Source organism: Brevundimonas goettingensis (assembly GCF_017487405.1).
Taxonomy (GTDB): domain Bacteria; phylum Pseudomonadota; class Alphaproteobacteria; order Caulobacterales; family Caulobacteraceae; genus Brevundimonas; species Brevundimonas goettingensis.
This window is the reverse complement of the sequence record NZ_CP062222.1, coordinates 1,369,242-1,394,331: the sequence shown is the minus strand read 5'-3', so window position 1 is coordinate 1,394,331 and position 25,090 is coordinate 1,369,242. Positions and strand designations below refer to the sequence as shown.

The window sequence follows — 25,090 nt, the reverse complement described above, 5'->3', positions numbered from 1 at the left end:
CTCTCGCCGCTGCGCGGCGGGTCCCTCCCTCTCCCTGTGGGAGAGGGTCAGGTATTCAATGATACTGGCGGATCAGGCCGACCAGCTTGCCCTGGACCTCGACCTGGTCGGGGCCGAAGATGCGGGTCTCGTAGTTGCGGTTGGCGGGCTCCAGGGCGATGGACTGGCCCTTCTTGCGCAGGCGTTTGAGGGTGGCTTCCTCGCCCTCGACCAGGGCCACGACGATCTCGCCCGAGGAGGCGGTGTCGACGCGTTTGATGACCACCAGATCGCCGTTGAGGATGCCGGCCTCGATCATCGAATCGCCTTCGATCTCGAGCATGTAGTGTTCGCCGGCGCCCAGCATGGCCTCGGGCACCTGATAGCGGCCGTTGTCGCCCTGGATGGCGGCGATGGGCACGCCGGCGGCGATCTTGCCGACCAGAACCAGTTCGCGGGTGTCGTTGGCGGCCTCGGACACCGGCGCCGAGCGTCCGCCGCCCTCGATCACCGCAGGGGTGAAGGGGGCGCGACCGCGAATCGGGCCCGTCGTCGCCTGTTCCGGCAGCTTGGTCACCTCCAGGGCGCGGGCGCGGTGGGCGAGGCGGCGGATGAAGCCGCGCTCCTCCAGCGCCGTGATCAGCCGGTGGATGCCCGATTTGGACGCCAGATCCAGCGCCTCTTTCATCTCGTCGAACGAGGGCGAGACGCCGGTCTCCTTGATGCGTTCGTGGATGAACATCAGGAGTTCGTGCTGCTTGCGCGTGAGCATGGGAGGAGCCTTCAGAACAAGACGTGAACCGTCGTCGATGTTCTGTAAGTGTTCTTCACTAATGTCAACTTAACAGGAGCGGCTCACCTCCCGACGCGCGGAGGTGCGTGGGGAGGACAGATCGCGCAGCGATCAGGAGGGGGCGACGCGATGTTTCCGGTGAGCGATTTTCAATACGGTGTAGCCCTTACCTGATCGTCGCTGCGCTCCGATCTGTCCTCTCCATTCGCCTTCGCGAATGGAGAGGTGAACTCAATCCAGCAGGGCCCGCGTCGCGGCCTCGACGTCCGGCTGGCGCATCAGGCTTTCGCCGACCAGAATCGCGCGGGCGCCGGCCATGCAGACGTCGGCGACGTCGTCAGGGGTGAAGATCCCGCTCTCGGCGACCAGAAGGGCGTTCTTCGGGGCCAGATGCGACAGGCGAGCGGTCGTGCCGAGGTCGACCTCGAAGGTGCGCAGGCTACGGTTATTGACCCCGATCAGGTCGCCGCCCAGCGCGACGGCGCGGCCCATTTCCAGCTCGTCATGGGTTTCGATCAGGGCGTCCATGCCGAATCGGCGGGCCTCGGCCAGGAGCTCGCCCGCCAGAACGTCGTCGATCATGGCCAGGATGATCAGGATGCAGTCGGCTCCAAGCGCGCGGCTCTCGGCGACCTGCCAGGGATCGACGAGGAAATCCTTGCGCAGGCAGGGCAGGGCGACCGCCGCCCGGGCCTGAACCAGATAGTCGTCGTCGCCCTGGAAGCTGGGGCCGTCGGTCAGGACCGACAGACAGGCCGCGCCGCCGGCCTCATAGGCTTTTGCGAGGGCGGGCGGGTTGAAGTCGGCGCGGATCAGGCCCTTGGAGGGGCTGGCCTTCTTGATCTCGGCGATCAGGGCCGGACGGCCGGGGGCGGCGTGTTTCTCGAGGCTGTGACGGAAGCCGCGCGGCATGCCGGCGATCATGGCCAGGGATTCGATCTGGTCTTGCGACTGGGCGGCCTTACGCGCGGCGACGTCCTCGCGCTTGTAGGCGGCGATCTTTGCAAGGACGTCTTCGCGAGGGGCGGCAGTCATACGAGGTCTTCGATCGGCAGGGGCGTGGAGGTGATGCGGGCGAGAGCGGCGAGGGCGTCGGCGGCCTTGCCGTCGTCGATGGCGGCGGCGGCGAGGGCGACGCCGGACTTGAGGTCATCCGCCTTGTCCGCGACGACGAGGGCGGCGGCGGCGTTGAGCAGGACAATGTCGCGATAGGGACCGGTCCGGCCGGCCAGAAGGGCGGTCAGGGCCTCGGCGTTGGTCTCGGCGTCGCCGCCACGCAGGGCCTCGATGTCGGCGCGGGGCAGGCCGGCGTCCTCGGGCGTGACGGTGAAGCGGCGGACGGCGCCGTCCTTCCATTCCGCGACCTCGCTGGGCCCCGTGGTGGTCAGTTCGTCGAGACCCTGGCCGTGGACGGTCCAGGCCCGGGTGGCGCCAAGGCGGCCGAGCACCTCGGCGAGGGGCTCCAGCAGGCGGGGATCATAGACGCCCATGACCTGACGCCGCGCGCCCGCCGGATTGGACAGGGGGCCGAGCAGGTTGAAGACGGTGCGGAAGCCGATCTCGGCGCGGACCGGGCCGACGTGGCGCATGGCGCCGTGGTAGGCGGGGGCGAAGAGGAAGGCGATGCCGGCCTCGTCCAGCGCCGCCTTCTGCTGGTCCAGACCGGCGGTCAGGTCCACACCGAGGACCCCGAGGACGTCGGACGAGCCGGATTTGGAGCTCATGGCCCGGTTGCCGTGTTTGGCGACCTTCAGACCCGCGCCGGCGAGGACAAGAGCCGCCGCCGTGGAGATGTTGAAGGTGTGGGCGCCGTCGCCGCCGGTGCCGCAGGTGTCGATGACGTCGTAGTCGTGGTCGAGCGTCAGGGCGGCCTTGCGCATCTCGCCCGCGAAGGCGGCGATCTCGTCGACCGTCTCGCCGCGCATGCGCAGGGCGGTGACGGCGGCGGCGACCTGGGCCGGGGTGGGCTCGCCGCGCAGACAGGCGGCGAAGAAGTCGCCGGCCTCGGTCGAGGTCAGGGGTTTGCCGTCGACCAGCTTGGCCAGCAGCGGCTTGAAACCACCTTCCGCCACAGGCTCAGACCATGGCCAGACGTTTGACGCCCGCCAGATCGAGGAAGTTGGCCAGCATCTCATGACCGTGTTCGGTGGCGATCGACTCGGGGTGGAACTGGACCCCGTGGATCGGCCGCTCGTGGTGCTGGAAGCCCATGATCTCGCCGTCCTCGGTCCAGGCGGTGACCTGAAGCGTGTTGGGCAGGGTTTCGCGCTGCACGGCCAGCGAATGGTAGCGCGTCGCGGTGAAGGGCGAGGGCAGGCCGGCGAACATGCCCTTGCCCTCATGGAGGATCGGCGAGGTCTTGCCGTGCATCAGGGCCTTGGCGCGCACCACGTGGCCGCCCATGGCCTGACCGATGGCCTGATGGCCCAGGCAGACGCCCAGAATCGGCATGTCCAGCGGCGCGGTGTCGATCAGCGGCAGGCAGATGCCGGCCTGGTCGGGGGCGCAGGGGCCCGGCGAGAGCAGGACGGCTTCGGGTTTCAGCGCCCAGGCCTCGGCGGTCGTCAGGTCGTCGTTGCGGACGACATGCGTCTCCGCGCCCAGTTCCGCGAGGTAGTGGACGAGGTTGTAGGTAAAGCTGTCGTAGTTATCGACGACGAGGATCATGCGGCGGTTCTAGGACCTGAAATCCTCCGCGCCAAGCCGAAGCTTGCTGCGGGCCGGGATAGACACCGGTCGTTAACCATCGCAGCGTCAGATCGGGTCCCTGCTGGATGAGTCCCAACGCGTGATCAACACCGCCGAGATCGAACAGGCCCGAGATCTACTGGTTGAGACGCCCGAGCGTCCGGCCAGTTCGCTGGGCGCGCTGGGCGCGGCGTTTCTGGCCGCCAGCGCCGCGGTGCTGCTGGCGGGCGTCATGGTGCTGGGCCCGGGCTTCGCGATCAAGGACCCGGTCTATCAGGGCCAGTTCGAGAACTAGCCCAGCCAGCCGCTGGTAAAGCCGAAGAAGACCAGGAGGAGGAGGGCGAAGACGATGGCGACGGCCGCCACCGACACGCCCAGAACCGAGGTCATGCCCTTCACATTCTCGCCCTGACGGGCCTCTTCCGTGGTCTCTTCGACGTGGTTGTCCTGGATGGTCGACATGAGCGATCTCCGTTCGTTGTTCACCAAGGAACGGCGGAGACGGCCTTTTTGATCCGTAGGGTGATTTCGCCAGAAGCGATCAGGCCCTAGTGAGCGCCGCCGGCGGCGGGAGCCGGGGCGTCGGGGTCGTTCTCGCCCTGAACCAGATCGAGATCTTCTTCAGTGGCCAGACGGGCCTGACGCGCGGCGTGATCCGCCGGCGCCGCCTGCGAGGCGCCGAGGCCGCCCAGCCGTTCGAGCACGGCCACGGTCGGCGGGCGCCGGTAGCGGCGCGCGCGGTCCAGCGGCGTCTGACCGTCGACATCGATCTGGTTGACCGCCATTCCGCCTTCGCGAACCAGAAGCTCGGTGGAGCGGGCGTCGGCGCAGCCCACCGCAACGGCGTGCAACGGCGGCCAGTGGGTGAAGTCGTCGGCGGGATAAACGGCGCTGAGACGCTCGCGGATCAGGATGCGGCCGGTCGAGGGCTTGCACGGCGTGCCCAGGGTCGACCAGTTCGACCAGATCCGCGCCGGATTGCGCGCCCTAGACAGGTCGAAGCCCGCCGCGATCAGGGCCTCGGCCGCGTCGTTGTAGCCGCTGTAGACGGCGCCGGCGAAGGCGGTCTCAAGGTTCTGGGGCCCATAGGCGCGCGCGGTCTCGCCCGCCAGCAGGGTGAAGGCGCGGAAATCGCGATCGACGGCCCGGTTGGGCAAGTTCTCATTGTCGATCGAACGGTCGCGCAGGAACAGGTCGTCAGGCAGGCCCGGGGGCGGATTGCCGAGATTTCCCGCTGTCTGAAGCGCACCGACAAGATTTCGGGCCCCGGCCTCGGCGAGATGGCGCAGCATGGCGGCGTCTCCGCGCCGGGCCGCGACAAGGACGAGCGACGTCCCGTCCGCGTCCTCGGGCCGCGTGGCGCCGGCCGTCAGCACCGCATCTGCACGGGCCTTGAAGGCGCCTTCATAGCGGGCCGTGCGGCGCGACGGATAGACATCGATCGGGCGGGCGCCGCGCCCCAGGATGGCCTGGACCATGGGCGCGGTTCCCGACCGGACCGCGACCGACAACTGGGAGACCTTGGCCCGCTCGTTGAGGTCGGACGCGGCGTCGACGATGGACCGGACGGCGGCCAGATCTCCGGCGCGGATGGCGGCGTGCAGCCGGGTGCGGATCGCGCCGGCCTCGCTCACACAGGCCAGAAGGGCCTCCATGTCGCCGACCCGGGCCGCAGCGGCGCAGCCGGACAGGCGGTCGGCAGGAAGAAGGTTCAGCTCGGCGCCGTAGTCCGCGAGGAACAGCAGGGCCTGAAGCTGCGCGCCTTGGGCTGCGGCGCGCCAGACGACGGCTTCAGCCTCGGACCGGGCGGCGTCGGCGCCCCGGCCACGGGCGTAGCGCAGCGCCAGGTCTTCATGCCCGCCGGTGATCAGCGGCTCGAACACCGACCAGGGGGCTTCGGCGTTGTCGAGGTCGTGACCGACATGGGGCAGCAGCCGGTCGATCACGGTCGCGTCCCCCGCGGCGACGGCGGCGACGAAGGCGGACTGAAGCTCGTTGATCGGATCGATGGAGACGACGGGGTCGCGCGCCCCCGGCAAGGTGTCGATATAGATTTCGCGGGGCGGGACGGGGTCGAGCCCGCCGGCCGCCGCCTGGGCGTCCAGAAGATCGAAGGCGCCGGCCTGGATCATCATCCCGGCCCAGGAACAGCCGTTGTTTTTCGACCGGTCGGGCCCGCCGCCCCAGGGGCCGCCATAGTCGCAGACACCGGGATCGCCCGTCATCCGCGCACCCCGGTCGATCAATCGCCGGGCCAGGGCGACGCGCTTCTGCGACAGGGCGAGGGCGAGCGGCGAGGGCGTATCGGGATCGAAGCGGGTCGGATCGGCGCCGGCGTCCAGCAGCGCCATCGCCATCGGTTCGTCGCGACGCCGCATGGCCCAGTCCAGGGCGGTCAGGCCGAGAGCGTCAGGGGCGTTGATGTCCTGTCCGGCCGGAACCTCGGCCAGACGGGCGGGATCGCCGGAGCGCGCCGCCTCGGTCCACCGGCGCACGGGGCCCGGATAGTGATCCAACGGCGCGACCAGGGTCTCGGCGCAGACGTCGGACCAGGGGAAGGCCGGGTCGGTGACGACGGCGCGGTTGTAGGCGGCGATGAAGGCCACCGAGGCGGAGGTGTGCTCGCGGTCGCCGGGCAGAACCACGTCCTGGTTGACGTGCCATTTGCCGACCATCTCGCGGGTCCAGCGCTTGCAATCCACGCCGGGCTGGCTCCAGCCCTGTGGCATGGGTCCGATCGAGTTGAAGGCGCCGAGACGCGCGTCGCCGCGCGCCACGGCGGCATGGGCCTCGGCGGCCGGGTCGCGGGCGTTCAGCCGGGCGATCTTGTCGGAGAGGGCCTTGCACCGGCGGTCCCGAGGCTCTTTGCAGTCGGGCAGGGCGCGACCACCCCAAGGTCGGCCACGGTCCCAGAGCAGGGACAGGGTCCCGTAGCGCTCGGCGCCGCCGCAGGTTTCCGCCGCCTGGGCCTGTGCGGCTTCGTGCGCGGCCAAGGCCTTGTCGTCGTCGTAGAGCGCGAAATCCGGGAAGAAGGCCGCGGTGTCGGCCGAACGCGCCTTCAAGGCCGTCACGCAGTGGTCGATGCGGCTCAGGCTGGCCGATGAGAAGCCGTGACCGGGAAGAATGATCAGGTTGGTGCGGCCGGGCGCGCCGTTGATGCCGGGGATATACTGGGTGATCTGGGTCGGAGCGCCGGCGGCGAGCCCCCGGCGGCGCAGGCCGGCCGCCCCGGCGGGATCGACGGCCACGCCGCGCAGCCCCTCGGCCTTGACGATGGACAGGGCGATCAGGGCGGTCTGGTCATTGGCGCGCGACCGGTCTTCCAGCGTCTCGATACGGCTGGAGAAGGCGAGCATCAGCGGATCGGCCGCGTCCGGGCCGGGGGGGGCGTTCGGCGAGGCGGCGACGCAACCCGCCAGGCAGAGGGCCGGAAGCACCGCTTTGAAAATCTTCACGCCACGCCCCCGACCGTTCCCTCCGCGCAACCTAGCAGTGCACGCGGTGGCCGCAATAAGGCGAAGCTAGACCTCGCCGGCGTCGTTGAGGGGGGCGCCCAGTTCGAAGCGCCAGGCGTCGGAGGCGGCGTTGATGGGGGCGCGGGCCTTGGCCTGGGTCTCGGCGTATTCGGCGGCGGGATCGCTGTCGGAGACGACGCCGGCGCCGGCCTGAACGAAGACTTGGCCCTGGGTGAACATGGCGGTTCGCAGGACGATGCAGATGTCTGCTTCCCCGCCCGCCGAGATATAGCCCACGCCGCCGCCATAGCCGACGCCGCGCTTGGTCTGTTCCAGCTCGTCGATGATCTCCATCGCCCGCACCTTGGGCGCGCCCGAGAGGGTGCCGGCGGGCAGGGCGGCCAGCAGGGTATCCACCGCGTCCAGCTTCGGATCGGCCTTGCCGATGACGTTGGAGACGATGTGCATGACCTGGCTGTAGCGCTCGACCACGAAGCTTTCGGTGACCTCGACCGTGCCGGGCGCCGAGACGCGGCCGACGTCGTTGCGGCCGAGGTCCAGCAGCATCAGATGTTCGGCGCGTTCCTTGGGATCGGCCAGCAGTTCGGCCTCCAGCGCCTTGTCGGCGGCGGGGGTGGCGCCGCGCGGGCGGGTGCCGGCCAGCGGGCGGATGGTGACCCCGCCGTCCTTGAGCCGCACCAGGATCTCCGGGCTGGACCCGGCCAGCTGGAAGTCGCCGAAGTTCAGATAGAAGAGATAGGGCGAGGGGTTCTGACGGCGCAGCGAGCGATAGAAGGCGAAGGGTTCACCGGTCCAGGGCGCGCTAAACCGGTGGCTGAGCACCACCTGGAAGATGTCGCCGGCGGTGATGTAGTCCTTGGCCGCCGCGACCATGCCGTTGAAGGCCTGACCATCGACCGGGGAGACGAAGGCCGGGACCTCGGCCGGGGTCGGGGCGCCGCGGCCGACGAGCGGACGACGCAGCCGGGCCTCGAAATCGTCGAGACGGGCATTGGCGGCGGTCCAGGCCTGTTCCGGACCGAGGCCGGCGTCCGGATAGACGGTCGCGACCATGACGATCTCGCGCCGCACCGAATCGAACATGGCCACCAGCGACGGACGGGTCAGGACGGCGTCGGGCAGGTCGAGCGGATCGGGATTGGGCGCGCCGAGCGGCTCCAGCAGCCGGACCATGTCGTAGCCGAAGACGCCGAACAGGCCGGCGGCCATGGGCGGCAGCTCGCCATAGGGCGTCGCCGTGAGGTCGAATTTCGTCGCCGCGATCAGGGCGCGCAGGGACTGGAGCACGGGCAGGGGTTCGGGGGTGAAGCGTTCGGCGGCGATGTCGGGGCCGCGCGCGATCTCGGCCGAGCCGCCCCGGCAGCGCCAGACCACGTCAGGATCGACCGTAATGATCGAATAGCGGCCGTTGAGCGCGCCGCCCTCGACCGATTCCAGCAGGAAGGCGTGGGTGCGGCCCAGGCCGACCTTCAGATAGGCGGAGACCGGGGTCTCCAGATCGTCGATCAGACGGCGAACCACGACCTGGGGCCGGCCGGCGGCCAGCCCCGTCGCGAAGTCTTCGTAGCCGGCCTCGATCACTGGGCGGGCGCGGGAGCGGTCGGGGCCGAACCGGCGGGGGTTCCGGCGGCAGGCGCGGCGACGCCCAGGGCCTGCAGGGCCAGGGCCGGGTCGTTCTTGGCCTTGGTGGAGCGGGCGGCGGCGGCGATGGCCTGTTCCGCAAAGCCCTGGGCCATGTTCTGGCCCATGCGGACGCGCAGCTGTTCGGCGACGGGGGCGGCCAGGGCCGGAACGGCGGCGTGGATGTTGTCGACGCGGCCGACCACGAAGCCGGCTTCACCGGCGGGACCGGAGAAGACCTGGCCCTTGCCCTGGCCGAACAGGCCCTGGAGCACGCCTTCGCCGAGCTCGGTCTGGGTCTGCTGGTTCTGCTGGGCCGAGCCGCGGGTGATCAGGGTAGCGCCGGCGGACGAGGCGACGGCGGCGATGTCCTGACCGCCACGGACGCGGCCGGCCAGCTCATCGGCCTTGGCGGCGATGCGGCGGGCGTTCTCGCGCTGGATCCAGGCCTGGGTCAGCGGGGCGCGAACCTCGTTGAGGGTCGGCAGGGCGGCCGGCTTGATGTCGTCCAGACGCAGGACGAAATACTGGCCCTGACCGGCGTCGATGACGTCGGACTCGCCGCCCTTCGACAGGGTCCAGGCGGTCGTCAGCAGTTGCGGCGGGGCGTTCATCGCCTGGCCGTTCGGCAGTTTGCCGTCCTGGGTGACGGGAGGCAGCTGGATGATGCGGGCGCCGATGGCCGCGACGGCCTGATCCAGCGTCTTGCCGTCCGAACGGGCCTTTTCATACTGCTCGACCTTGGAGAAGACCTGGGCCTTGGCGTCCTCGGCGCGCAGCTCCTGAACCAGGGCGGCGCGGCTGTCTTCCAGGGTGGCGGCGTGGCCGGGGGTCGCCGAAGTCAGTTTGGCGACGGTGAAGCCGACGCGACCCTGAATGGCGTCCGAGACCTGACCCGGCTGCATGCCGAAGACGGCGGCGGCGACGGCGGGCTCGCTGACGGCGCTGCGCGGGGTGTTGTTGAAGTCGGCCGGGCGGATGTCGCCATTGGCCTTGCCGGCGTCGGCGGGGCTCTGGCCGGCGCGCAGGGCCGCGGCGATCTTGTCGGCGGCGGCCTTGGTCGGGGCGGTCAGGGTGACGAAGGTCCGGGTTTCCGGCGTCGACAGCGAGTCCTTCTTGAAGTTGAAGCGCTCGACGATGCGGGCTTCCGGGATCGCGGCGGTCGAGGCGGCGGCCGACGGGGAAAACAGGACGACCGAGACCATGCGGAACTCGGGACGGCGCAGCTGGGCGGCGTTGTCCGAGATGAAGCTCTGCAGCTGGGCGTCGGTCGGGGCCGGGGTCGCGCCGACCATGGCCGGGGTGACCATGAACCAGCGGCCGTCACGGGTTTCCATGGCGCGGCCGGCCAGCAGGGCGCCGTAGATGCGCGGGACGCGATAGCCCGCCATCACGGCGGTGCCGGCGTGCTGGCTGGTGTACTGGTCGCGCAGTTCACGCTCGATCATGACCGGGGTGTAGTTCTTCTCGGCCAGGACCGACTGATACTGCTGCTCGTCGAACTGGCCGGTGACCGAGTTGAAGAATGCGGGAATGGCGCGGATCTGCTTGATCACCAGGGCCTTGCCCGGGCGGATGCCGACCCGATGGGCCCAGTCGAGGAAGCCCAGTTCCTGGGTCCGCTGCTCGAGGTAGCGGACGTGGACGTTCTCCTTGACCAGATCCTCGGTCGTCAGCGGGCGGCCGGCGCGCTCCTGCAGGCTCTCGCGGGCGCGGTCGAAATCGCTGCGGAACTCGGCCGCGTCGATCGTCCGGCTGCCGGCGTCGATGATGTGCTTGGGCATGATGCCCGAGAACACGTCCAGCTTCGCCCCACCGATCAGAAGGGCGACACCCACCAGGACCAGGAGGCCGGCGGCCCATTTGGACTTCGCGAAATTGCGGAACACGGAGATCATCGAGCGTACCTGAAGAAGCGGCCAGGAGAAAACGAGCGGCGCCGCTCTGGCCTATAGGCAGGGGGCGGCGGCACGGCAAGCGGACCCTTCGCAACCGGGTCGCGCGGGACGCACCCAGCGGCCTTGTGACGCGATTGCGGCAGCAGCTTGGCTTTGCAGGGAATCCTGCTTTAGGAAGGCCGCATGAAACAATCCGTGAAGTTGATCGCCGGCAACTGGAAAATGAACGGCGTGGCCGGTTCGCTGGCCGAGGCCGAGGCCCTTAAACAGGCGCTGGACGCCGAGCCCGCCGCCTGTCGTGTGGCCGTCTGCCCGCCCGCGACCCTGATCGACCGCGTCGCGACGACGGTGAAGGGCGGGGCTGTCGAGGTCGGGGGACAGGACTGCCATGTCGAGGTTTGCGGCGCCTTCACCGGCTGCGTCTCGGCCGAGATGCTAACCGACGCCGGGGCGAGCCTGGTGATTCTGGGCCATTCGGAACGCCGCGCGGGCTTCGGCGAGACCGACGCCGACGTCGCCGCCAAGACCGAGGCCGCCCTGGCCGCAGGGCTGGAGCCCATCATCTGCGTCGGCGAGACCCTGGAGCAACGCCAGGCCGGGGACGCGGTCGCCGTGGTCTCGGCCCAGGTGACCGGCTCTCTGCCGGAAAGCCTGTCCGGCGAGGCCTTCGCCGTCGCCTATGAGCCGGTCTGGGCCATCGGTACGGGCCTGACGCCGACGCTGGAGCAGATCGAGGAGGTCCACGGCGCCGTGCGCGCCGCCATGGTCGCGCGGCTGGGGGAGGGCGGTCGCACCGCCCCGATCCTGTACGGCGGTTCGGTCAAGCCCTCGAACGCCGCCGAAATCCTGAAAGTCGCCGAGGTCGGCGGCGCCCTGGTCGGCGGCGCCTCGCTGAAGGCCGCAGACTTCCTGGGGATCATCCGGGCTGTCTAGGGTCGAGGGTCGAGGGTCGAGGGTCGAAGCGGGGTCCCCGGATCACGCGACGGCGCAACCTTTGCTACTCGACCCTCGACCCTATTCCCTCGACCCTCTCTTGATGTTAGACGCCGCCGCTTGATCGGCGCGCCTGCGCCACACATGTAAGCGGCCATGCTCCAGACCATTCTCCTCGTCGTCATGATCCTGATCTCGATCGCCCTCACGGGGATCGTGCTGCTGCAGAAGTCCGAGGGCGGCGCGCTCGGCATGGGCGGCGGGCCTTCGGGCTTCATGACCGCGCGCGGCGCGGGCAATCTGCTGACTACGGTCACCTGGTGGCTGGCCGGAGCCTTCTTCGCCTGCGCCATCGGCCTGACCATCCTGGGCAACGTCCAGCGCGGCAACCAGTCGGTCATCGACGCCAAGGCCGTCGGCTCCATCGCCGTCGACCAGGCCCCGGCCCAGACCGCGCCCGCACAACAGGCTCCGGCGACCCAGCCGGCGGCCCCGGCGGCCCCGTCGCTCGACGATCTGGAGGCCAGCCTCCCGACCGCCGGCGCGGCTCCGGCTCCCGCCCAAAACGCCCCGGCGCCGAAGCAATAAGGTGGCGACGGCGGGACTTCCTCCCCGCCGCTCCCGCCCCCAGTCCCCCAGCGAGCGCGACCGGAGCCGATCCGGACCGCGCTCGTATTGTTTTCAACAGCCGTTTCGTTCGCGAACCGGTCGAGTGGCCGCGAATCAGCGGTAAGGTGACCCCCCATGGCCCGTTACGTGTTCATCACCGGCGGCGTGGTTTCCTCTCTCGGAAAAGGCCTCGCATCCGCCGCTCTCGGCGCGCTTCTGCAAGCGCGCGGCTACAAGGTGCGTCTGCGCAAGCTCGACCCCTATCTGAACGTCGATCCGGGGACGATGAGCCCCTATCAGCACGGCGAGGTCTTCGTGACCGACGACGGCGCCGAGACCGACCTGGACCTGGGCCACTATGAGCGGTTCACCGGGGTGTCGGCGGCCAAGTCGGACAACATCACGACCGGCCGCATCTATTCGACCATCCTGGAGAAGGAGCGCCGCGGTGACTATCTGGGCGCGACCGTCCAGGTGATCCCCCACGTCACGGACCAGATCAAATCCTTCTGCCTGACGCCCGCCTTCACCGACATCGGCGAGGACGTCGACTTCGTGCTGGTCGAGATCGGCGGCACGGTCGGCGACATCGAGGGCCTGCCGTTCTTCGAGGCCATCCGCCAGCTGGGCCAGGACCTGCCGCGCGGCCAGAGCTGTTTCGTGCACCTGACCCTGCTGCCCTTCATCAAGACCGCCGGCGAGATGAAGACCAAGCCGACCCAGCACTCGGTCAAGGAGCTGCGGTCCATCGGCATCCAGCCCGACATCCTGCTGTGCCGCTGCGAGTTCCCGATCCCGCCCGAGGAAAAACGCAAGATCGGCCTGTTCTGCAACGTGCGCGAAAGTGGCGTCATCCAGGCGATGGACTCGGCCGACATCTATGCGGTGCCGCTGGACTATCACCGCGAAGGACTGGACGCTGAGGTCCTGGCGCACTTCGGGATCACCGACGCCCCCGCGCCCGACCTGACCATGTGGGAAGAGATCGCCCGCCGCCGTCTGCAGCCCGACGGCGAGGTCACCGTCGCCGTGGTCGGCAAATATACGGTGCTCAAGGACGCCTACAAATCCCTGATCGAGGCCCTGCATCACGGCGGGGTGGCCAACAACGTCAAGGTCAACATCGACTGGGTCGAGGCCGACACCTTCGAGGGCGACCGTGACGCCTGCGAGGAACGTCTGCAGGGCGCCCATGCGGTGCTGGTGCCCGGCGGCTTCGGCGAGCGCGGCTCGGAGGGCAAGATCGAGGCGGCCCGTTTCGCCCGCGAGCGCAACATCCCTTACTTCGGCATCTGTTTCGGCATGCAGATGGCGGTGATCGAGGCGGCCCGGAACCAGGCCGGCTATCCCAAGGCGTCGTCGACCGAGTTCGGCCCGACCGAAGAGCCGGTCGTCGGCCTGATGACCGAATGGACCCAGGGCAACCAGCGTGTGCTGCGCCAGCAGGGCGGCGATCTGGGTGGCACCATGCGTCTGGGCGCCTATGAGAGCACCCTGAAGGAAGGGTCGAAGATCGCCGAGATCTATGGCTCGACCACCATCAGCGAGCGACACCGCCACCGCTATGAGGTCAACATCAACTACCGCGAGGCTATCGAGGCCAAGGGCCTGGCCTTCGCCGGTCTGTCGCCGGACGGCATCCTGCCCGAGACGGTGGAGCGGACCGACCACCCCTGGTTCATCGGCGTCCAGTACCACCCGGAGCTGAAGAGCCGGCCGTTCAAGCCGCACCCGCTGTTCGCCAGCTTCATCGGCGCGGCCGTGGTGCAGAGCCGGCTGGTCTGAGCCCCCTCGCGCCGCTCTCGCGGAACGCGAAAACTTGAACACGGTTTTTGAACGGTTTCGTGTTACACACGTGACGCGTTCGATCGATCTGCCGGGCGCTTGAGGCGTCTGGGAGGGCGCGGGCGATGGTCGGTGAGTTCATCACCTTTCTGCATCGGCACGTCCGGATCGTGACGCCGGCCGTGGTGCTGGGTTGCGCGGCGGCGACGTTCGCCGTCTTCCATCTGCTGACCGCGCGCTAGGCTCGCATTCTCACAGCCCGTCATCCTCGGGCTCGTCCCGAGGATCCATGGCGAGTTCCGCGCGGTCCTGATCCGCTATTCCACAATCGCCGATCCAGACCACAGCCCGCGTCCGCTGAACGATGGGTCCTCGGGACAAGCCCGAGGATGACGGATTTGGCGTGTGTTGTTCCGGGGGCTGGGGGCAGCAGTGTATCAGCGCTAGCCAGCATCGATGCTTTGACAGAGCATGGACGCATGATTCAGCGCACCCTGTCCCGCCGCTCGACCCTGGCCCTGATGACCGCCGCCGCCGCGACGCCGGCCTTCGCCCGACAGCGAGCCCCTTCCGAAGATTGGGCCGCGCTCGGCGCCGATGTGAAGTCCGAGTTCAAATGGGCCTGGGGCCACTATGTCGAAAAGGCCTGGGGCAAGGACGAGATCAATCCGGTCTCAGGCACCAGCCAGTCCTTCTTCATCGAGGGGCATGATCTGGGCCTGTCGCTGGTCGAGGCCCTGGACACCCTGTGGATCATGGAGCTGGACGACGAGTTCCGGGCCGGGGTCGACTGGGTCAAGGCCAACCTCGACTTCGACATCGATGGCGAGGCCCAGGTGTTCGAGACCAATATCCGTCTGGTCGGCGGCCTGCTGTCGGCCCATCTGGCCTGCGGCGATCCGGTGCTGCTGGCCAAGGCGAAGGATCTGGCCGACCGGTTGATGAAGGCCTTCGACGCCTCGCCGCACGGCCTGCCGTATCGCTATGTGAACCTGAAAACGGGCGCGGTGCGCGATCCCGAGACCAACCTCGCAGAGATCGGCACCTATGCGACCGAGTTCGGCCTGCTGGGCCAGCTGACCGGCGACGACCGCTATTACGCCGCCGCCAAACGGGCGATGAAGCATGCGCTGGACATGCGCTCGCCGCTTGGCCTGATGGCGGCGAACATCCATGCGGAGACCGGTAAATTCACCAGCCGCAACGCCTCGATCGACGTCTATGCGGACAGCTTCTACGAATACCTCTGGGACAGCTGGGAGATGTTCGGCGACGCGGAGATGAAGACGGCGGCGCAGGAATGCATGGCCGCCATGGTCGCCCATCAGGGCCATCGCTACGACGGCAAGCTGTGGTTCCCCATGGTGGATTATGAGACCGGGGCGGTGACCAGCACGTCCCAGACGGTTCTGGGGGCCTATCTGGCCGGGCTGCTGGGGCAGGTGGGGCTGAAGGCCGCCGGTGACGACTTCCTGGCGACCTACACCGCCATGCAGGAGAAGTACGTCATCATCCCCGAGAGCACGGATGTGACCACCGGCACGGCGCGGTCAAAACGCACCGGCCTGCGCCCCGAGTTCGCCGACGCCTGCCTGAACCTGTGGCTTGGTGACCGCGACGACCGGTATCGGGGCCTCGCCGCCATCCACTATCGCAACATGAAGACCACCTCGAAGGCGGCCTTCGGCTACACCTCGCTCAAGGACATCACCACCCGCCCGATGGAGCAGGGCGACAACTGCCCCGGCTACTGGTGGTCCGAGCAGATGAAATACTACTACCTGCTGTTCGCCGACGCGAAGCGCGTGGACTACGGTCGGCTCCAGCTGAGCACGGAGGCGAATGTGCTCAGAGGATTCAGGACGGCCTAGGGGCGTTCACCTCTCCATCGCCGGAGGGCGATGGAGAGGACAGATCGGCGCGCAGCGACGATCAGGAGAGGGCGACTCGACGTCGGCCAAATTGCACTCCATAGTTGCATAATGCCTGACGGGATCAGCTGTACGCGAGCCAAGGTCTTCCGGCGTGTGATGACGCCGCCGGAGGCGCGGCTGTGGACGCGGCTGCGCGGCAAGCGATTGAACGGCGTCAAGTTTCGCCGCCAGCACCCGGTCGGGCCCTACATCCTCGACTTCTATTGTGCTTGGGTGAAGCTGGCGATCGAGGTGGATGGGGCCTCACATGATGCGCCGGAGCGGATCGCCCATGACCGGCGACGGACGGCGTGGCTGGCGACGCAGGGCATCCGGGTGATCCGGCTACGGGCTTCGGATGTGCGCGACGAGATCGAGGGGGGGATGGACTTCATCCAGCGGTCTGTGCGGGAGCGGGTTCCTCCCGGCTATCACGGTGTCGCCCCCTCCTGACCGCTTCGCGGTCTGTCCTCCCCATTCGCCTTCGCGAATGGAGAGGTGAACGGCGGCGTCACCTCTCCATCGCCGGAGGGCGATGGAGAGGGCAGGTTGCGAAGCAACCAGGAGAGGGCGACGCTGCGCCTACCGCCCGAAACCCGTCATCGAATACGGCCTTGCCGCCGCCCCAGAACCCCAGCTCCGGTTCGGCCGCGCGCTCATGACAAACCTCAGTTCGCCGCCGGCGCGGATTTCGTCATCGCCGATCCAGCTGCGGGTGAGGGGGCGGCCGTTCAGCGATACTGACGCGATGTAGGGCCGGGCGTCGGACAGGCCGTCGGTGACGATGATGAAGGTCTTGCCGTTCGGGAGGTTCAGCACGGCGCGATCCACGAAAGGCCGCCCGATCACATACTGGTTGCTGCCCGGCGTGACCGGATAGAAGCCCAGCCCCGTGAACACCAGCCAGGCCGACATCTGGCCCAGGTCGTCGTTGCCGGCGAGGCCGTCGGGACGGGCGTGGTACTGGCTGTCGACGATCTGCTTCAGCCGGGCCTGGGTGCGCCACGGGGCGCCCGCGTAGACGTACATGTATGCCGAGTGATGGCTGGGTTCGTTGCCGTGGATGTACTGGCCGATCAGGCCGGCGATGTCCTCGGCGTGGGAGTAGTCGAGCTTCGAATTGTCGAAGTCGAACATGGCGTCCAGCTTGGCGACGGTGGCGGCGTCCCCGCCCATGGCCCCGACGATGCCGCCGAGATCCTGGGGCGCGAACCACGAATACTGCCAGGCATTGCCCTCGGTGTAGTCGGATCCGTAGTTGATGGCGGTGGGATCGAAGGGGGTGCGGTAGGTCCCGTCCGCCTTGCGGGCGCGCAGGAAGCCGGTCTCCCGGTCGAAGCTGTTGCGCCAGTTCTGCGCGCGCTTCTCGAAGGTCTCGGCGATGTCGGCATGGCCCAGGTTGCGGGCCATGCGGGCGATGGTCCAGTCGTCATAGGCGTATTCGACGGTCTTGGAGGCCGCCTCCGGCTCCCGGTCGATGGGGACGTAACCGAGGTCCATATAGTCGCCGAGGCCACCGTAGGGGCGGTAGGTGGCGCTGGCGACCATGGCCTTCAGCGCCGCCACGCCGTCGAAGCCGCGGATGCCCTTCATCCAGGCGTCGGCGATGACCGGAACGGCGTGATAGCCGATCATGGTCCAGGTCTCCTGACCCGCGAACTGCCAGACCGGCAGCAGGCCATAGGGGCTGTGCTGCTGGGATGCGATCAGGGAGTTGATCATGTCGGCGTTGCGCGCTTCCGGCTGGACCAGCGTCAGCAGCGGGTGCTCGGCGCGGAAGGTGTCCCACAGGGAGAAGGTCGAATGGAAGGTGAAGCCCTCGGCCGCGTGCACGGCTTGATCGGGCCCGCGATAACGACCGTCGACGTCGCCCATGACACTGGGGGCCATCAGCGAGTGATATAGGGCGGTGTAGAGGGTGGTGCGCATCTCGGCGGGGGCGTCGATCTGGACGGCGCCGAGCGCCTGTTCCCACTGCGCTTTCGTTGAGGCGCGCAAGCCGTTGAAATCGAAGTCGCCGCCCTCGCTGTCGAGGTTCTTGATGGCGCCGGCCTCATCGACGCCGGACAGGGCGACCTTGACGATCAGGGGGGCCTCGATCGGACCGAAGTCGAAGACGGCCTCGAGCGCGCGGCCTTCGACCTGATCGCGATCCCCGGGCGTGCGGCCGGGCTTGGTGAAGCCGTTGTAGGTGACATTCTCCTCGCGGTTCTGGATCGAGCGGCTGACCATCGGCTTCGAGAAGCGCATGGCGAAATAGAGCTGACGGCCGGGCGCCCAACCGCGCGTCTCGCGATAGCCGGTGACCGTGCCGTCGGCCGCGACGCGGATGCGCGACCAAGAGACCTTGTCCGGGTAGTCGTAGATGGAGGGGCGGAAGTCGAGCAGGACCCGGGCCGGGGCGCCGGCCGCGAACTGGTAGCGGTGCATGCCGACGCGGGTGCCCGCCGTCAGCTCGGCGCGGACGCCTGAGTCCGTCAGGTTGACCGCGTAATAGCCGGGCTCGGCGACCTCGGAGGCCTTGTCGTAGCGGGAGCGGTAGCCGGAGCCGGGGGTCGCGGCGTCGCCCGGCTCCAGCTTGATCTCGCCGGCGCCGAGCGGCGTCAGCAGGACGTCGCCGAGGTCGGAGTGGCCCGAGCCCGAGAAATGGGTGTGGGAGAAGCCGAGGATGGTCGGGTCGTCGTACCGATAGCCCGAGGCCCAGTCATAGCCCTGACGCAGCACCTTGTGCTCGGTGTCGGGGCTGAGCTGGACCATGCCGAAGGGGGCGACGGCGCCGGGGAAGGTGTGGCCCTGACCCGAGGTGCCGATGAAGGGATCGACGGCGTCATAGGGGAAGGGAACGGCCGCGGTCTGGGCCACCGCGAGACCGCCGGGCCCGACGGCGAGCGCCGCCGAGAGGACCATCGCCACCATCCGACGCACCATGACGACTCTCCCTGCTGACTGCGCCGGGACTTCACATGATCGTGGGAGCGATCTCAAGCGCCCAAAGCCGGGGTCAGGGCGCCGGTTGGGGCTCCCGAACGACCACGCCGCCCTTCATGACCAGCCGCACGGCCTCGACGGCGGTGATGTCCTGCGTCGGATCGCCTTCGACAGCGACCAGATCGGCCAGCAGGCCCGGCTTCACCGCCCCCAGACGGTCGTCGATGTGGAAGATGCGGGCGTTGCCGCCGGTCGCGGCGATCAGGGTCCGGGCGGGCGACAGGCCGGCTGAGACCATCAGCTCCATTTCGCGCGCATTGGTCCCATGGGCATAGACGCCGACGTCGCCGCCCATGCAGAGCGTGACATCGGCCGCCATGGCCTCGGCGAAGGCCCGGCGCTTGTTCAGGACGTTGGCGGGCGCCGGCTCCTGACCATCCCAACCGCGATAGCGGGTAGTGGCGTCGGTGGCGGCGAGGGTCGGGCACAGGGCCGTGCCGCGGTCGTGCATCAGGCGGAAAATCTCGGGCGTGCCCGCATCGCCGTGCTCCAGCGTGTCGGCGCCGGCGAGGATGGCGCGGCGCATGCCCTCGACGGTGCCGGCGTGGACGGCGACCAGCCGACCGGCGGAATGGGCCGTCTCGACCGCCAGCCGCAGCTCGGACTCGGAGAAGGTCGGGCGGCTGGGCTCGCCGGGACCCCAGCGATAGTCGGCATAGAGTTTGACGATGTCGGCGCCGGCCCCGATCTGGCTGCGTACGACCCGAACGAGCGCATCCCCGTCGGCCTCCTCGGCGCCCAGAGGGACCTCGACGCCCGGCTCGAACCCCTTGGGACCATAGGCGCCGGTGGCGACGATGGCGCGGGTCGCGACCAGCATGCGCGGGCCGGGGATGACGCCCTGTTCGATGGCCTTCTTCAGCCCGACGTCGGCATAGCCCGCGCCCTCGGTGCCGAGGTCGCGCACCGTGGTGAAGCCCGCCATCAGGGTGGCCCGCGCCGAGACGGTGGCGCGGGCGGTCCTCAGCGCCAGAGGCTCGTGCAACACCTGATCGTCCCAGGAGGTCTCGTTGTACGGATGCAGGAAGAGGTGGGAATGGCCCTCGATCATTCCGGGCATCAGGGTCATGCCTGGCAGGTCGACGACGCGGGCGGCGGCGGGCACGGTCAGGTTCGGGCCGACCGCCTCGATCCGTTCTCCGCGCACCAGCACCTGCCAGCCCGCGTGGGTTTGCGGGTTCACGCCGTCGAAGACGCGGTCGGGGCGGAGGAGGACAGCCTGTTGTGCGAAGGCCGGGCCAGCGACCAGCGCCAGCAGCAGGATCAGCAGCCCCCGCCTCACGGCTTGCCCGCCGAAAGGGAGGCGGCCGGGGCGATGGGGCTGCCGGGGATCCACTGCGGGGCCTGGTCGGCGTCGGCGACGCGTCGGGTCAGGGTCTCGTAGAAGCGATTGAAGTCGCCCGCGGCCTTCCAGTCGATGGCGGTGGTCAGGTCGTCCTGGGGCATGTGGTAGCGGGTCTGGTACCAGAGGCGGTAACGGGCCTCGGCCTCGGTCCCCGGGTCATAGCCGAAGATGAAGCTGATGCCCGGGACGCCCTTCTGCATGAAGGGCCAGTGGTCCGAGCGGCGCAGCAGACCGCGCTCGGGCTCGGGATCGGCCCGGACCTCGACGCCCATCTCGCCGGCGATCTCCCGCGTCACGGCGCCGAGCGATGTGTCGTTGACCGCCAGGGTGGTCAGGATGGTCAGGGGATAGAGGGGGCGCAGCTGGTCCAGGTTGAGCACGGCGACGGGCAGGCCTTTCGGTCCCATGGCAGGGGTCGGGTGGTCGGCCAGCCAGCGCGAGCCGAGCAGGCCCTTCTCCTCGCCCGTATAGGCGGCGAAGAAGACCGGGCGGCGCAGGCCTTTTCCGCCGAAATGGTCGGCCATCTCGATCAGGGTGGCGACATAGGCGGCGTCGTCCAGGGCGCCGTTGTAGAGGCCGTCGCCGTCGACCGGCTCGCCATAGCCGTAGCCGTCGAGGTGGGCGTTCACCAGCACCGGCTGATCGGCCAGGGCCGGGTCGGTTCCGGGCAGGACGGCCAGGACGTTTTCGGATGAGTAGTCGCTTTCCCTGACTGCGAAGGTCAGGCGCATCCGGGCCGGGATGTCGAAGGCGGGCAGGGGCGCGGCGGCGACGGCCCTGGCGAGGATATCGGCCGAATCCTGGCCGGAGCCCGCAATGACGGCGGCGAGGGCGTCGGCGCTCAGGCGCATCACCGGAAAGGCCGGGCCGCCGGAGGGCGGGTTGTCCGCGAAGCCGACCGAGCGGGCATAGGCCATCGGCCAGCGCGGCGGCTCCACCGTGAAGCCGACATCGTCGATATTGATCAGGGCCACGGCGTCGCCCGCCGTGACGGTCGCCATCCGCCCGGCGGCTGTGGTCATCCCGGCGCGGCGACCGGCGAAACAGACGAGGATCTTGCCGCGCACGTCGCCGATTTCTTGTGGAGAGCAATAGCCGCGGAACGCGAGCGGCGCTTCCAGACGGACGGGCAGGGCGGCGACGGGGGTCACCGAGATTTCGCGGAGGAACTGAAGCGGACGGGTCGAGCCGTCGTCGCCGACGACGGTGAAGCTGGTCCCTTCCTTCACGACCGCCACCTCGTGCAGGGGGATGGACTGGATCCACGTCCCGTTGTCGCCCGCCGGCTGGAGCCCTGCGCGCTGGAACCGGTCGATGACGTAGGCGGCGGCCTTGCGATAGCCTTCCGAACCGGTGTCGCGGCCCTCCATGTCGTCCCTCGAAAGGGCGCTGGTCGTCGCCCACCAGGCGACGACGGCCGGGTCGGTTCCGGGCGGGGGACCGGAAACGGAAGAAGGGGCGCCCGTCGTCGCGCAGCCGGCCAGCCCGGCCAGGAACAGGGCCGCGCCCGCCGCCTTGAGTCCGTACCGCACCGTCATCGCCAACTTCCTTTCAGCACGGCAGGGAGAGGAGGCGTCCGGCCCCTCGAAGTCAATGACAGGGCGGGGCTGTTCGCGGACGCGGCGCCGGTTTCGCGTGTGCGGGGTATGGACTTGGCGCAGGCGCGGAACCACCCCCAGATGCAGCTGGGCTGTAAGACCGGAGCGGGGGCTCCGGGAACTCTGGGGAATCATTCGTATGCCGCAAGAAATCATCGCCGGCGCCGTCGGCATGGGCCTGGTCGCGACCGTGTGGGCTGTGCAACGGTTGATCGTCCTTTCGGTCTCGCGCCGGGAACGCCTGCGATTCTAGGGTGCAGACCGTTGTTTTCTATGGTTCATAGATAGCGACTGAGGGGGCAAGCCTTGGTCAGGCGGCCCGGTGGATTTTCCAGTCACCAAGCCGGGTCGCCTCCCCCCCCCCCTCCAGAACCTGGCGCGACGACAGCCCGCCGAATCCCGCATTTTCAGCCTGTCATTGCGCCTCTGCGCGTAAGAGGCGCGTCGGCGAACGATGGTCTTGAGAAACATCTGAGGTGGGCTGCGAACTGCGGCGTCTCACTAGCGGAGCCCTGTGTTCGGGGCGTGGAATCCGCGTGGGAGGCCGTCTTGCTCTACAGCGAACTCACCCCCGAAGAGGTGGACGTCTTCCATATGCTGGCCGAGCACGCCGGTCAGGTCGCGCATCGGCTGCTGTCGGAACGCGGCATCGAACATCTGGAACAGATGACGGCCGAAGCAGGGCGTCGCGTGCTGCTGCAGGCCTGGCAGGAGGTGGCGGAGGCCTATTTCTCGCACCTCGACGGCGTGGACCTGAAGGCGGCCCTTCCCGAATTCGTCGAGGCCATGATCGGCTGCTGCTCGACGGTCGGAACCCCGGGCCCGACCCTTCACTGACTAATCGCCGAACAAGGCCTCGAGCCCGCCCGGCAGGGACGAGGCGCGGTCCTTGAACACGGCCTTGCGCTTTTCCATGAAGGCGGCGACGCCCTCCTTGCCGTCGGCCTGGCTCATGTCGAACATGGCCAGGCTCTCGATCAGGTGCGCCTCGAGCGGGTTGGGCAGGGCCGGATTGCGGCGCAGCATCTGACGGGTCAGGGCGACGGCGGCCGGCGAGCGATCCGTGATCAGCCGCCGCGCGAAGGCCTCGGCCTCGGCCAACAGCTGGTCCGGCGCATGGACCGAACGCAACAGGCCCGCCGCCTGACCCGTCGCCGCATCGAAGATGTCGCCGGTCAGGCACCACTCCAGCGCCTGCTGCTGGCCGACGAGTCGCGGCAGGAACCAGGTCGAACAGGCCTCGGGCACCACACCCAGCCGGGCGAAGACGAAGCCGATCTTCGCCTCGGTCGAGGCCAGACGAAAATCCATGGCCAGGGTCATGGTCGCGCCCACGCCGACGGCCGCGCCGTTGATGGCGGCGATCACGGGCTTCCTGCAGTTATGGATGGCCAGGGCCACCCGGCCGCCCTTGTCGCGGATATTGCGGACCACATAGGGATCGTCGAACCGCTCGCGCAGCATGGCGAGGTCCGGGCGCGCGGTCTCGTCGAGGGCGAAGACGTTGTCCGGTCGGGTCAGGTCGGCGCCGGCGCAGAAGCTGCGGCCGTTTCCGGTGACGATGATCGCGCCCACGGCGTCGTCGGCGCTGGCCGCGATGAAGGCCGCCTCCAGCTCGTCGCCCATGGCCTCGTTGAAGGCGTTCAACTGATCAGGCCGGTCCAGACGGATCCAGAGGATGCGGTCCCGGAGTTCGATGTTCAGGGTGGTCATGGCCGCCACCTGTATCGAGTTTCGACGCGCCGGGTCCAGAGCAGGACGAAACGTCGCAGGCGCGACCGGCCGCGGTTTCCTGTGCTATCTCGACCGCATGCTGAAGGCGGCCAGGCAGATTCTGCGGCGGTTCGGGGTGCTCGGCGCCCTGCTGATGGCGCTCGTCGCGATCGTCCCGGCCGGCGAGGCCCTGGCCTGCTCGGCGCCGGAGGCGATCGCCGCCGTCGTCCAGAGCCCGGAGCCGGCCTCGGACGGATGCCGTGACTGCGGCCCCGCCTGCCTGCACGGCTGCTGCCACGCGTCTCACGTCGCCCTGCCGGGTGAAGCCTCGCCGGTCGGGACGCCGCTCCGGTTCCGGTCGCCCGTGTCCTGGGCCCATGTCGCGGGCGTGCCTTTGGGCGCGCCCGAAGGCCTCGATCGCCCTCCACGTGCCTGATCGGCGAGGCCGCACAAGCCCTCGCCCTCCTGAATGATCGCCGCAGACGCGCCGCCCTCGCGGTCCCGCGTCGTCGCCCCATGACCATCACGCCCGGCTGACACCGCGCAGCGCTCGCCGGGCCTGCGAGACCTGACATGATCCCATCCAGAACGCCCTCGAGACGGGCCCTGATGACCGCCGCCGCCATCGTCGCCGCCCTGGGCCTCGGCCTCGGCGGGGGCTACGGCCTGGCCCGGTTGAACACCGCCCCCGCGCCCGACGCCCACGGCGAAGAGGAGGGGCACGGCGAGGAGGCTCATGTTGAAGGGGTCGTCGCCCTGACCCCCGAGGCGGCCGCGAAGGCCGGTGTCAGCGTGATCGCGGTCGGTCGCGGCGGCGGAGCGGAACTGACCCTGCCGGGCCGGATCGCCTTCGCCCCGGGCGCCGAGGCCGTGGTCGATGCGCCTCTGCCCGGCCAGGTGGTGCGGGTCCATGTCGGCGTGGGGCAGGGCGTGTCCGCGGGATCGCCTCTGGTCACCCTGCGCAGCCCGGAGGGCGCGGCGTCACGCGCCACAACCGACGCCGCCGAGGCCGCAGCGGAGGCCGCGCGGGCCGCCCTGAGGCGCGACCGCAGCCTGTTCGAACAGGGCTATGTCGCCAAGGCGCGACTGGACATCACCGAAGCCGAGGCACGGCGGGCCGAGGCCGAACTGCGCGCCGCCCGGGCTCGCGTCGGGGCCTATGGGGCGCCCGGCGCCGACGGCCTGGTCGTGGTCAGGAGCCCGGTCGCCGGGGTGGTGACGCGGATGGCCACCGCTCCCGGGCAGGTGCTGCACGAAGAGGATCAGGAGGTCGCCGCCGTCGCCGACGCGCGCCGTCTGGAGCTGGCCTTCGAGGCGCCGCCCCAGGCCGCCGCCCTTCTGGGGCTGGGCGCCCGGGTCGAGGCCCGCACCGGCGACGGTCGTATGGTCGCCGGAACCGTGGTCGCCATCGCGCCCGCCAACGCCAGCGGGGTGGTCATGATCCGCGCCCGTATCGACGGGGCGACGGCGCCCGCCGGAACCGTCGTCTCGGCGCGGCTGATGACGATCGCGGCGAACAGCGGAAACGTCCTGACCGTGCCGTCCGAGGCGGTCCAGACCGTGGAAGGCCGGCCGTCGGTCTTCGTGGTCGAGGAGGGCGGCTTCCACGCCCGGCCGGTGACCACGGGCGCGATCAGCGGCGGCCGCACCGAAATCACTTCGGGCCTGACCGGATCCGAACGCATCGCCGGGACCGGCGCCTTCCTGCTCAAGGCCGAACTGGCCAAGGGCGAAGCCGGGCATGAGGACTGA

Annotated in this window: 21 protein-coding genes; 9 read left to right on the top strand and 12 right to left on the bottom strand. The window is 69.3% G+C overall.

Annotation, left to right across the window (positions count from 1 at the left end):
- Window positions 1-55 precede the first annotated feature (55 nt).
- The 4 genes from lexA to IFJ75_RS06910 all read right to left on the bottom strand — a co-directional run bounded on the left by lexA (window position 56) and on the right by IFJ75_RS06910 (window position 3,439).
- Window positions 56-751, bottom strand: a complete 696-nt coding sequence (lexA, locus tag IFJ75_RS06925; RefSeq protein ID WP_207931869.1) for a transcriptional repressor LexA — start codon at window positions 749-751, stop codon at window positions 56-58.
- 252 nt (window positions 752-1,003) lie between these two features.
- A complete protein-coding gene (gene trpC, locus IFJ75_RS06920) occupies window positions 1,004-1,807 on the bottom strand; it encodes an indole-3-glycerol phosphate synthase TrpC (RefSeq protein WP_207931868.1) in 804 nt (267 codons plus the stop codon).
- The gene (gene trpD / locus IFJ75_RS06915) at window positions 1,804-2,844 is read right to left on the bottom strand and encodes an anthranilate phosphoribosyltransferase (protein WP_225897032.1); all 1,041 of its coding nucleotides are present in this window, start codon (window positions 2,842-2,844) and stop codon (window positions 1,804-1,806) included. Before trpD ends, trpC begins: the two co-directional genes overlap by 4 nt.
- Before the next feature lie 4 nt (window positions 2,845-2,848).
- Entirely contained in the window at window positions 2,849-3,439 is a 591-nt protein-coding gene (locus IFJ75_RS06910; protein WP_207931866.1) for an anthranilate synthase component II, read from the bottom strand.
- A 121-nt stretch (window positions 3,440-3,560) separates the two neighbouring features.
- On the opposite strand from IFJ75_RS06910, the gene IFJ75_RS06905 reads away from it, so the two are divergent.
- Entirely contained in the window at window positions 3,561-3,755 is a 195-nt protein-coding gene (locus tag IFJ75_RS06905) for a peptidoglycan-binding protein (protein WP_207931865.1), read from the top strand.
- Here the strand turns inward: IFJ75_RS06905 and IFJ75_RS06900 are convergent.
- The 4 genes from IFJ75_RS06900 to IFJ75_RS06885 form a co-directional block, all read right to left on the bottom strand.
- Complete coding sequence (locus IFJ75_RS06900; protein ID WP_207931864.1) at window positions 3,752-3,922, bottom strand: hypothetical protein; 171 nt, start codon at window positions 3,920-3,922, stop codon at window positions 3,752-3,754. The two genes, IFJ75_RS06905 and IFJ75_RS06900, sit on opposite strands and share 4 nt — an antisense overlap.
- Window positions 3,923-4,008: 86 nt before the next feature.
- The gene (locus IFJ75_RS06895; RefSeq protein WP_207931863.1) at window positions 4,009-6,915 is read right to left on the bottom strand and encodes an ankyrin repeat domain-containing protein; all 2,907 of its coding nucleotides are present in this window, start codon (window positions 6,913-6,915) and stop codon (window positions 4,009-4,011) included.
- A gap of 66 nt (window positions 6,916-6,981) precedes the next feature.
- Complete coding sequence (trpE, locus tag IFJ75_RS06890) at window positions 6,982-8,517, bottom strand: anthranilate synthase component I (RefSeq protein ID WP_225897031.1); 1,536 nt, start codon at window positions 8,515-8,517, stop codon at window positions 6,982-6,984.
- Window positions 8,514-10,454, bottom strand: a complete 1,941-nt coding sequence (locus IFJ75_RS06885; protein WP_207931862.1) for a peptidylprolyl isomerase — start codon at window positions 10,452-10,454, stop codon at window positions 8,514-8,516. Before IFJ75_RS06885 ends, trpE begins: the two co-directional genes overlap by 4 nt.
- A 183-nt stretch (window positions 10,455-10,637) precedes the next feature.
- Here IFJ75_RS06885 and tpiA point away from each other — a divergent pair, with 183 nt between their 5' ends.
- From tpiA to IFJ75_RS06860, 5 genes are all read left to right on the top strand, one after another.
- The gene (gene tpiA, locus IFJ75_RS06880) at window positions 10,638-11,387 is read left to right on the top strand and encodes a triose-phosphate isomerase (protein ID WP_207931861.1); all 750 of its coding nucleotides are present in this window, start codon (window positions 10,638-10,640) and stop codon (window positions 11,385-11,387) included.
- 156 nt (window positions 11,388-11,543) lie between these two features.
- Complete coding sequence (gene secG / locus IFJ75_RS06875; RefSeq protein ID WP_207931860.1) at window positions 11,544-11,975, top strand: preprotein translocase subunit SecG; 432 nt, start codon at window positions 11,544-11,546, stop codon at window positions 11,973-11,975.
- 156 nt (window positions 11,976-12,131) lie between these two features.
- The gene (locus IFJ75_RS06870; protein ID WP_207931859.1) at window positions 12,132-13,781 is read left to right on the top strand and encodes a CTP synthase; all 1,650 of its coding nucleotides are present in this window, start codon (window positions 12,132-12,134) and stop codon (window positions 13,779-13,781) included.
- Between the two features lie 479 nt (window positions 13,782-14,260).
- On the top strand, window positions 14,261-15,652 hold the full coding sequence (locus tag IFJ75_RS06865; protein ID WP_207931858.1) for a glycoside hydrolase family 47 protein: 1,392 nt from the start codon (window positions 14,261-14,263) through the stop codon (window positions 15,650-15,652).
- Window positions 15,653-15,763: 111 nt separating this feature from the next.
- The gene (locus tag IFJ75_RS06860) at window positions 15,764-16,147 is read left to right on the top strand and encodes an endonuclease domain-containing protein (RefSeq protein ID WP_207931857.1); all 384 of its coding nucleotides are present in this window, start codon (window positions 15,764-15,766) and stop codon (window positions 16,145-16,147) included.
- A gap of 129 nt (window positions 16,148-16,276) precedes the next feature.
- Here IFJ75_RS06860 and IFJ75_RS06855 read toward each other — a convergent pair whose 3' ends face one another.
- The 3 genes from IFJ75_RS06855 to IFJ75_RS06845 all read right to left on the bottom strand — a co-directional run bounded on the left by IFJ75_RS06855 (window position 16,277) and on the right by IFJ75_RS06845 (window position 21,565).
- A complete protein-coding gene (locus IFJ75_RS06855) occupies window positions 16,277-18,622 on the bottom strand; it encodes a GH92 family glycosyl hydrolase (RefSeq protein WP_225897030.1) in 2,346 nt (781 codons plus the stop codon).
- 73 nt (window positions 18,623-18,695) lie between these two features.
- Window positions 18,696-19,964: a metal-dependent hydrolase family protein gene (locus IFJ75_RS06850; RefSeq protein ID WP_207931856.1), complete on the bottom strand. Its 1,269-nt coding sequence runs from the start codon at window positions 19,962-19,964 to the stop codon at window positions 18,696-18,698.
- Window positions 19,961-21,565 (bottom strand): M28 family peptidase, encoded by a 1,605-nt coding sequence (locus IFJ75_RS06845; protein WP_207931855.1) that lies wholly within the window; start codon window positions 21,563-21,565, stop codon window positions 19,961-19,963. Before IFJ75_RS06845 ends, IFJ75_RS06850 begins: the two co-directional genes overlap by 4 nt.
- Before the next feature lie 585 nt (window positions 21,566-22,150).
- Between IFJ75_RS06845 and IFJ75_RS06840 the strand changes: the two genes are divergently transcribed.
- Window positions 22,151-22,462, top strand: a complete 312-nt coding sequence (locus IFJ75_RS06840) for a hypothetical protein (protein WP_207931854.1) — start codon at window positions 22,151-22,153, stop codon at window positions 22,460-22,462.
- Here the strand turns inward: IFJ75_RS06840 and IFJ75_RS06835 are convergent, their stop codons facing one another.
- Entirely contained in the window at window positions 22,463-23,338 is an 876-nt protein-coding gene (locus IFJ75_RS06835) for a crotonase/enoyl-CoA hydratase family protein (protein ID WP_207931853.1), read from the bottom strand.
- On the opposite strand from IFJ75_RS06835, the gene IFJ75_RS06830 reads away from it, so the two are divergent.
- Window positions 23,322-23,774, top strand: coding sequence for a hypothetical protein (locus IFJ75_RS06830; protein WP_207931852.1), 453 nt, complete (start codon window positions 23,322-23,324; stop codon window positions 23,772-23,774). The genes IFJ75_RS06835 and IFJ75_RS06830 overlap by 17 nt on opposite strands.
- Before the next feature lie 173 nt (window positions 23,775-23,947).
- On the top strand, window positions 23,948-25,090 hold the full coding sequence (locus IFJ75_RS06825; RefSeq protein WP_225897029.1) for an efflux RND transporter periplasmic adaptor subunit: 1,143 nt from the start codon (window positions 23,948-23,950) through the stop codon (window positions 25,088-25,090).

Excerpts from the sequence above, each read along its gene's own strand:
- lexA (WP_207931869.1), bottom strand. The coding sequence starts at position 751 with ATGCTCACGCGCAAGCAGCACGAACTCCTGATGTTCATCCACGAACGC.
- trpC (WP_207931868.1), bottom strand. The coding sequence starts at position 1,807 with ATGACTGCCGCCCCTCGCGAAGACGTCCTTGCAAAGATCGCCGCCTAC.
- IFJ75_RS06910 (WP_207931866.1), bottom strand. The coding sequence starts at position 3,439 with ATGATCCTCGTCGTCGATAACTACGACAGCTTTACCTACAACCTCGTC.
- IFJ75_RS06900 (WP_207931864.1), bottom strand. The coding sequence starts at position 3,922 with ATGTCGACCATCCAGGACAACCACGTCGAAGAGACCACGGAAGAGGCC.
- IFJ75_RS06885 (WP_207931862.1), bottom strand. The coding sequence starts at position 10,454 with ATGATCTCCGTGTTCCGCAATTTCGCGAAGTCCAAATGGGCCGCCGGC.
- tpiA (WP_207931861.1), top strand. The coding sequence starts at position 10,638 with ATGAAACAATCCGTGAAGTTGATCGCCGGCAACTGGAAAATGAACGGC.
- secG (WP_207931860.1), top strand. The coding sequence starts at position 11,544 with ATGCTCCAGACCATTCTCCTCGTCGTCATGATCCTGATCTCGATCGCC.
- IFJ75_RS06870 (WP_207931859.1), top strand. The coding sequence starts at position 12,132 with ATGGCCCGTTACGTGTTCATCACCGGCGGCGTGGTTTCCTCTCTCGGA.
- IFJ75_RS06865 (WP_207931858.1), top strand. The coding sequence starts at position 14,261 with ATGATTCAGCGCACCCTGTCCCGCCGCTCGACCCTGGCCCTGATGACC.
- IFJ75_RS06860 (WP_207931857.1), top strand. The coding sequence starts at position 15,764 with ATGCCTGACGGGATCAGCTGTACGCGAGCCAAGGTCTTCCGGCGTGTG.
- IFJ75_RS06855 (WP_225897030.1), bottom strand. The coding sequence starts at position 18,622 with ATGGTGCGTCGGATGGTGGCGATGGTCCTCTCGGCGGCGCTCGCCGTC.
- IFJ75_RS06845 (WP_207931855.1), bottom strand. The coding sequence starts at position 21,565 with ATGACGGTGCGGTACGGACTCAAGGCGGCGGGCGCGGCCCTGTTCCTG.
- IFJ75_RS06830 (WP_207931852.1), top strand. The coding sequence starts at position 23,322 with ATGTTCAGGGTGGTCATGGCCGCCACCTGTATCGAGTTTCGACGCGCC.
- IFJ75_RS06835 (WP_207931853.1), bottom strand. The coding sequence starts at position 23,338 with ATGACCACCCTGAACATCGAACTCCGGGACCGCATCCTCTGGATCCGT.
- IFJ75_RS06825 (WP_225897029.1), top strand. The coding sequence starts at position 23,948 with ATGACCGCCGCCGCCATCGTCGCCGCCCTGGGCCTCGGCCTCGGCGGG.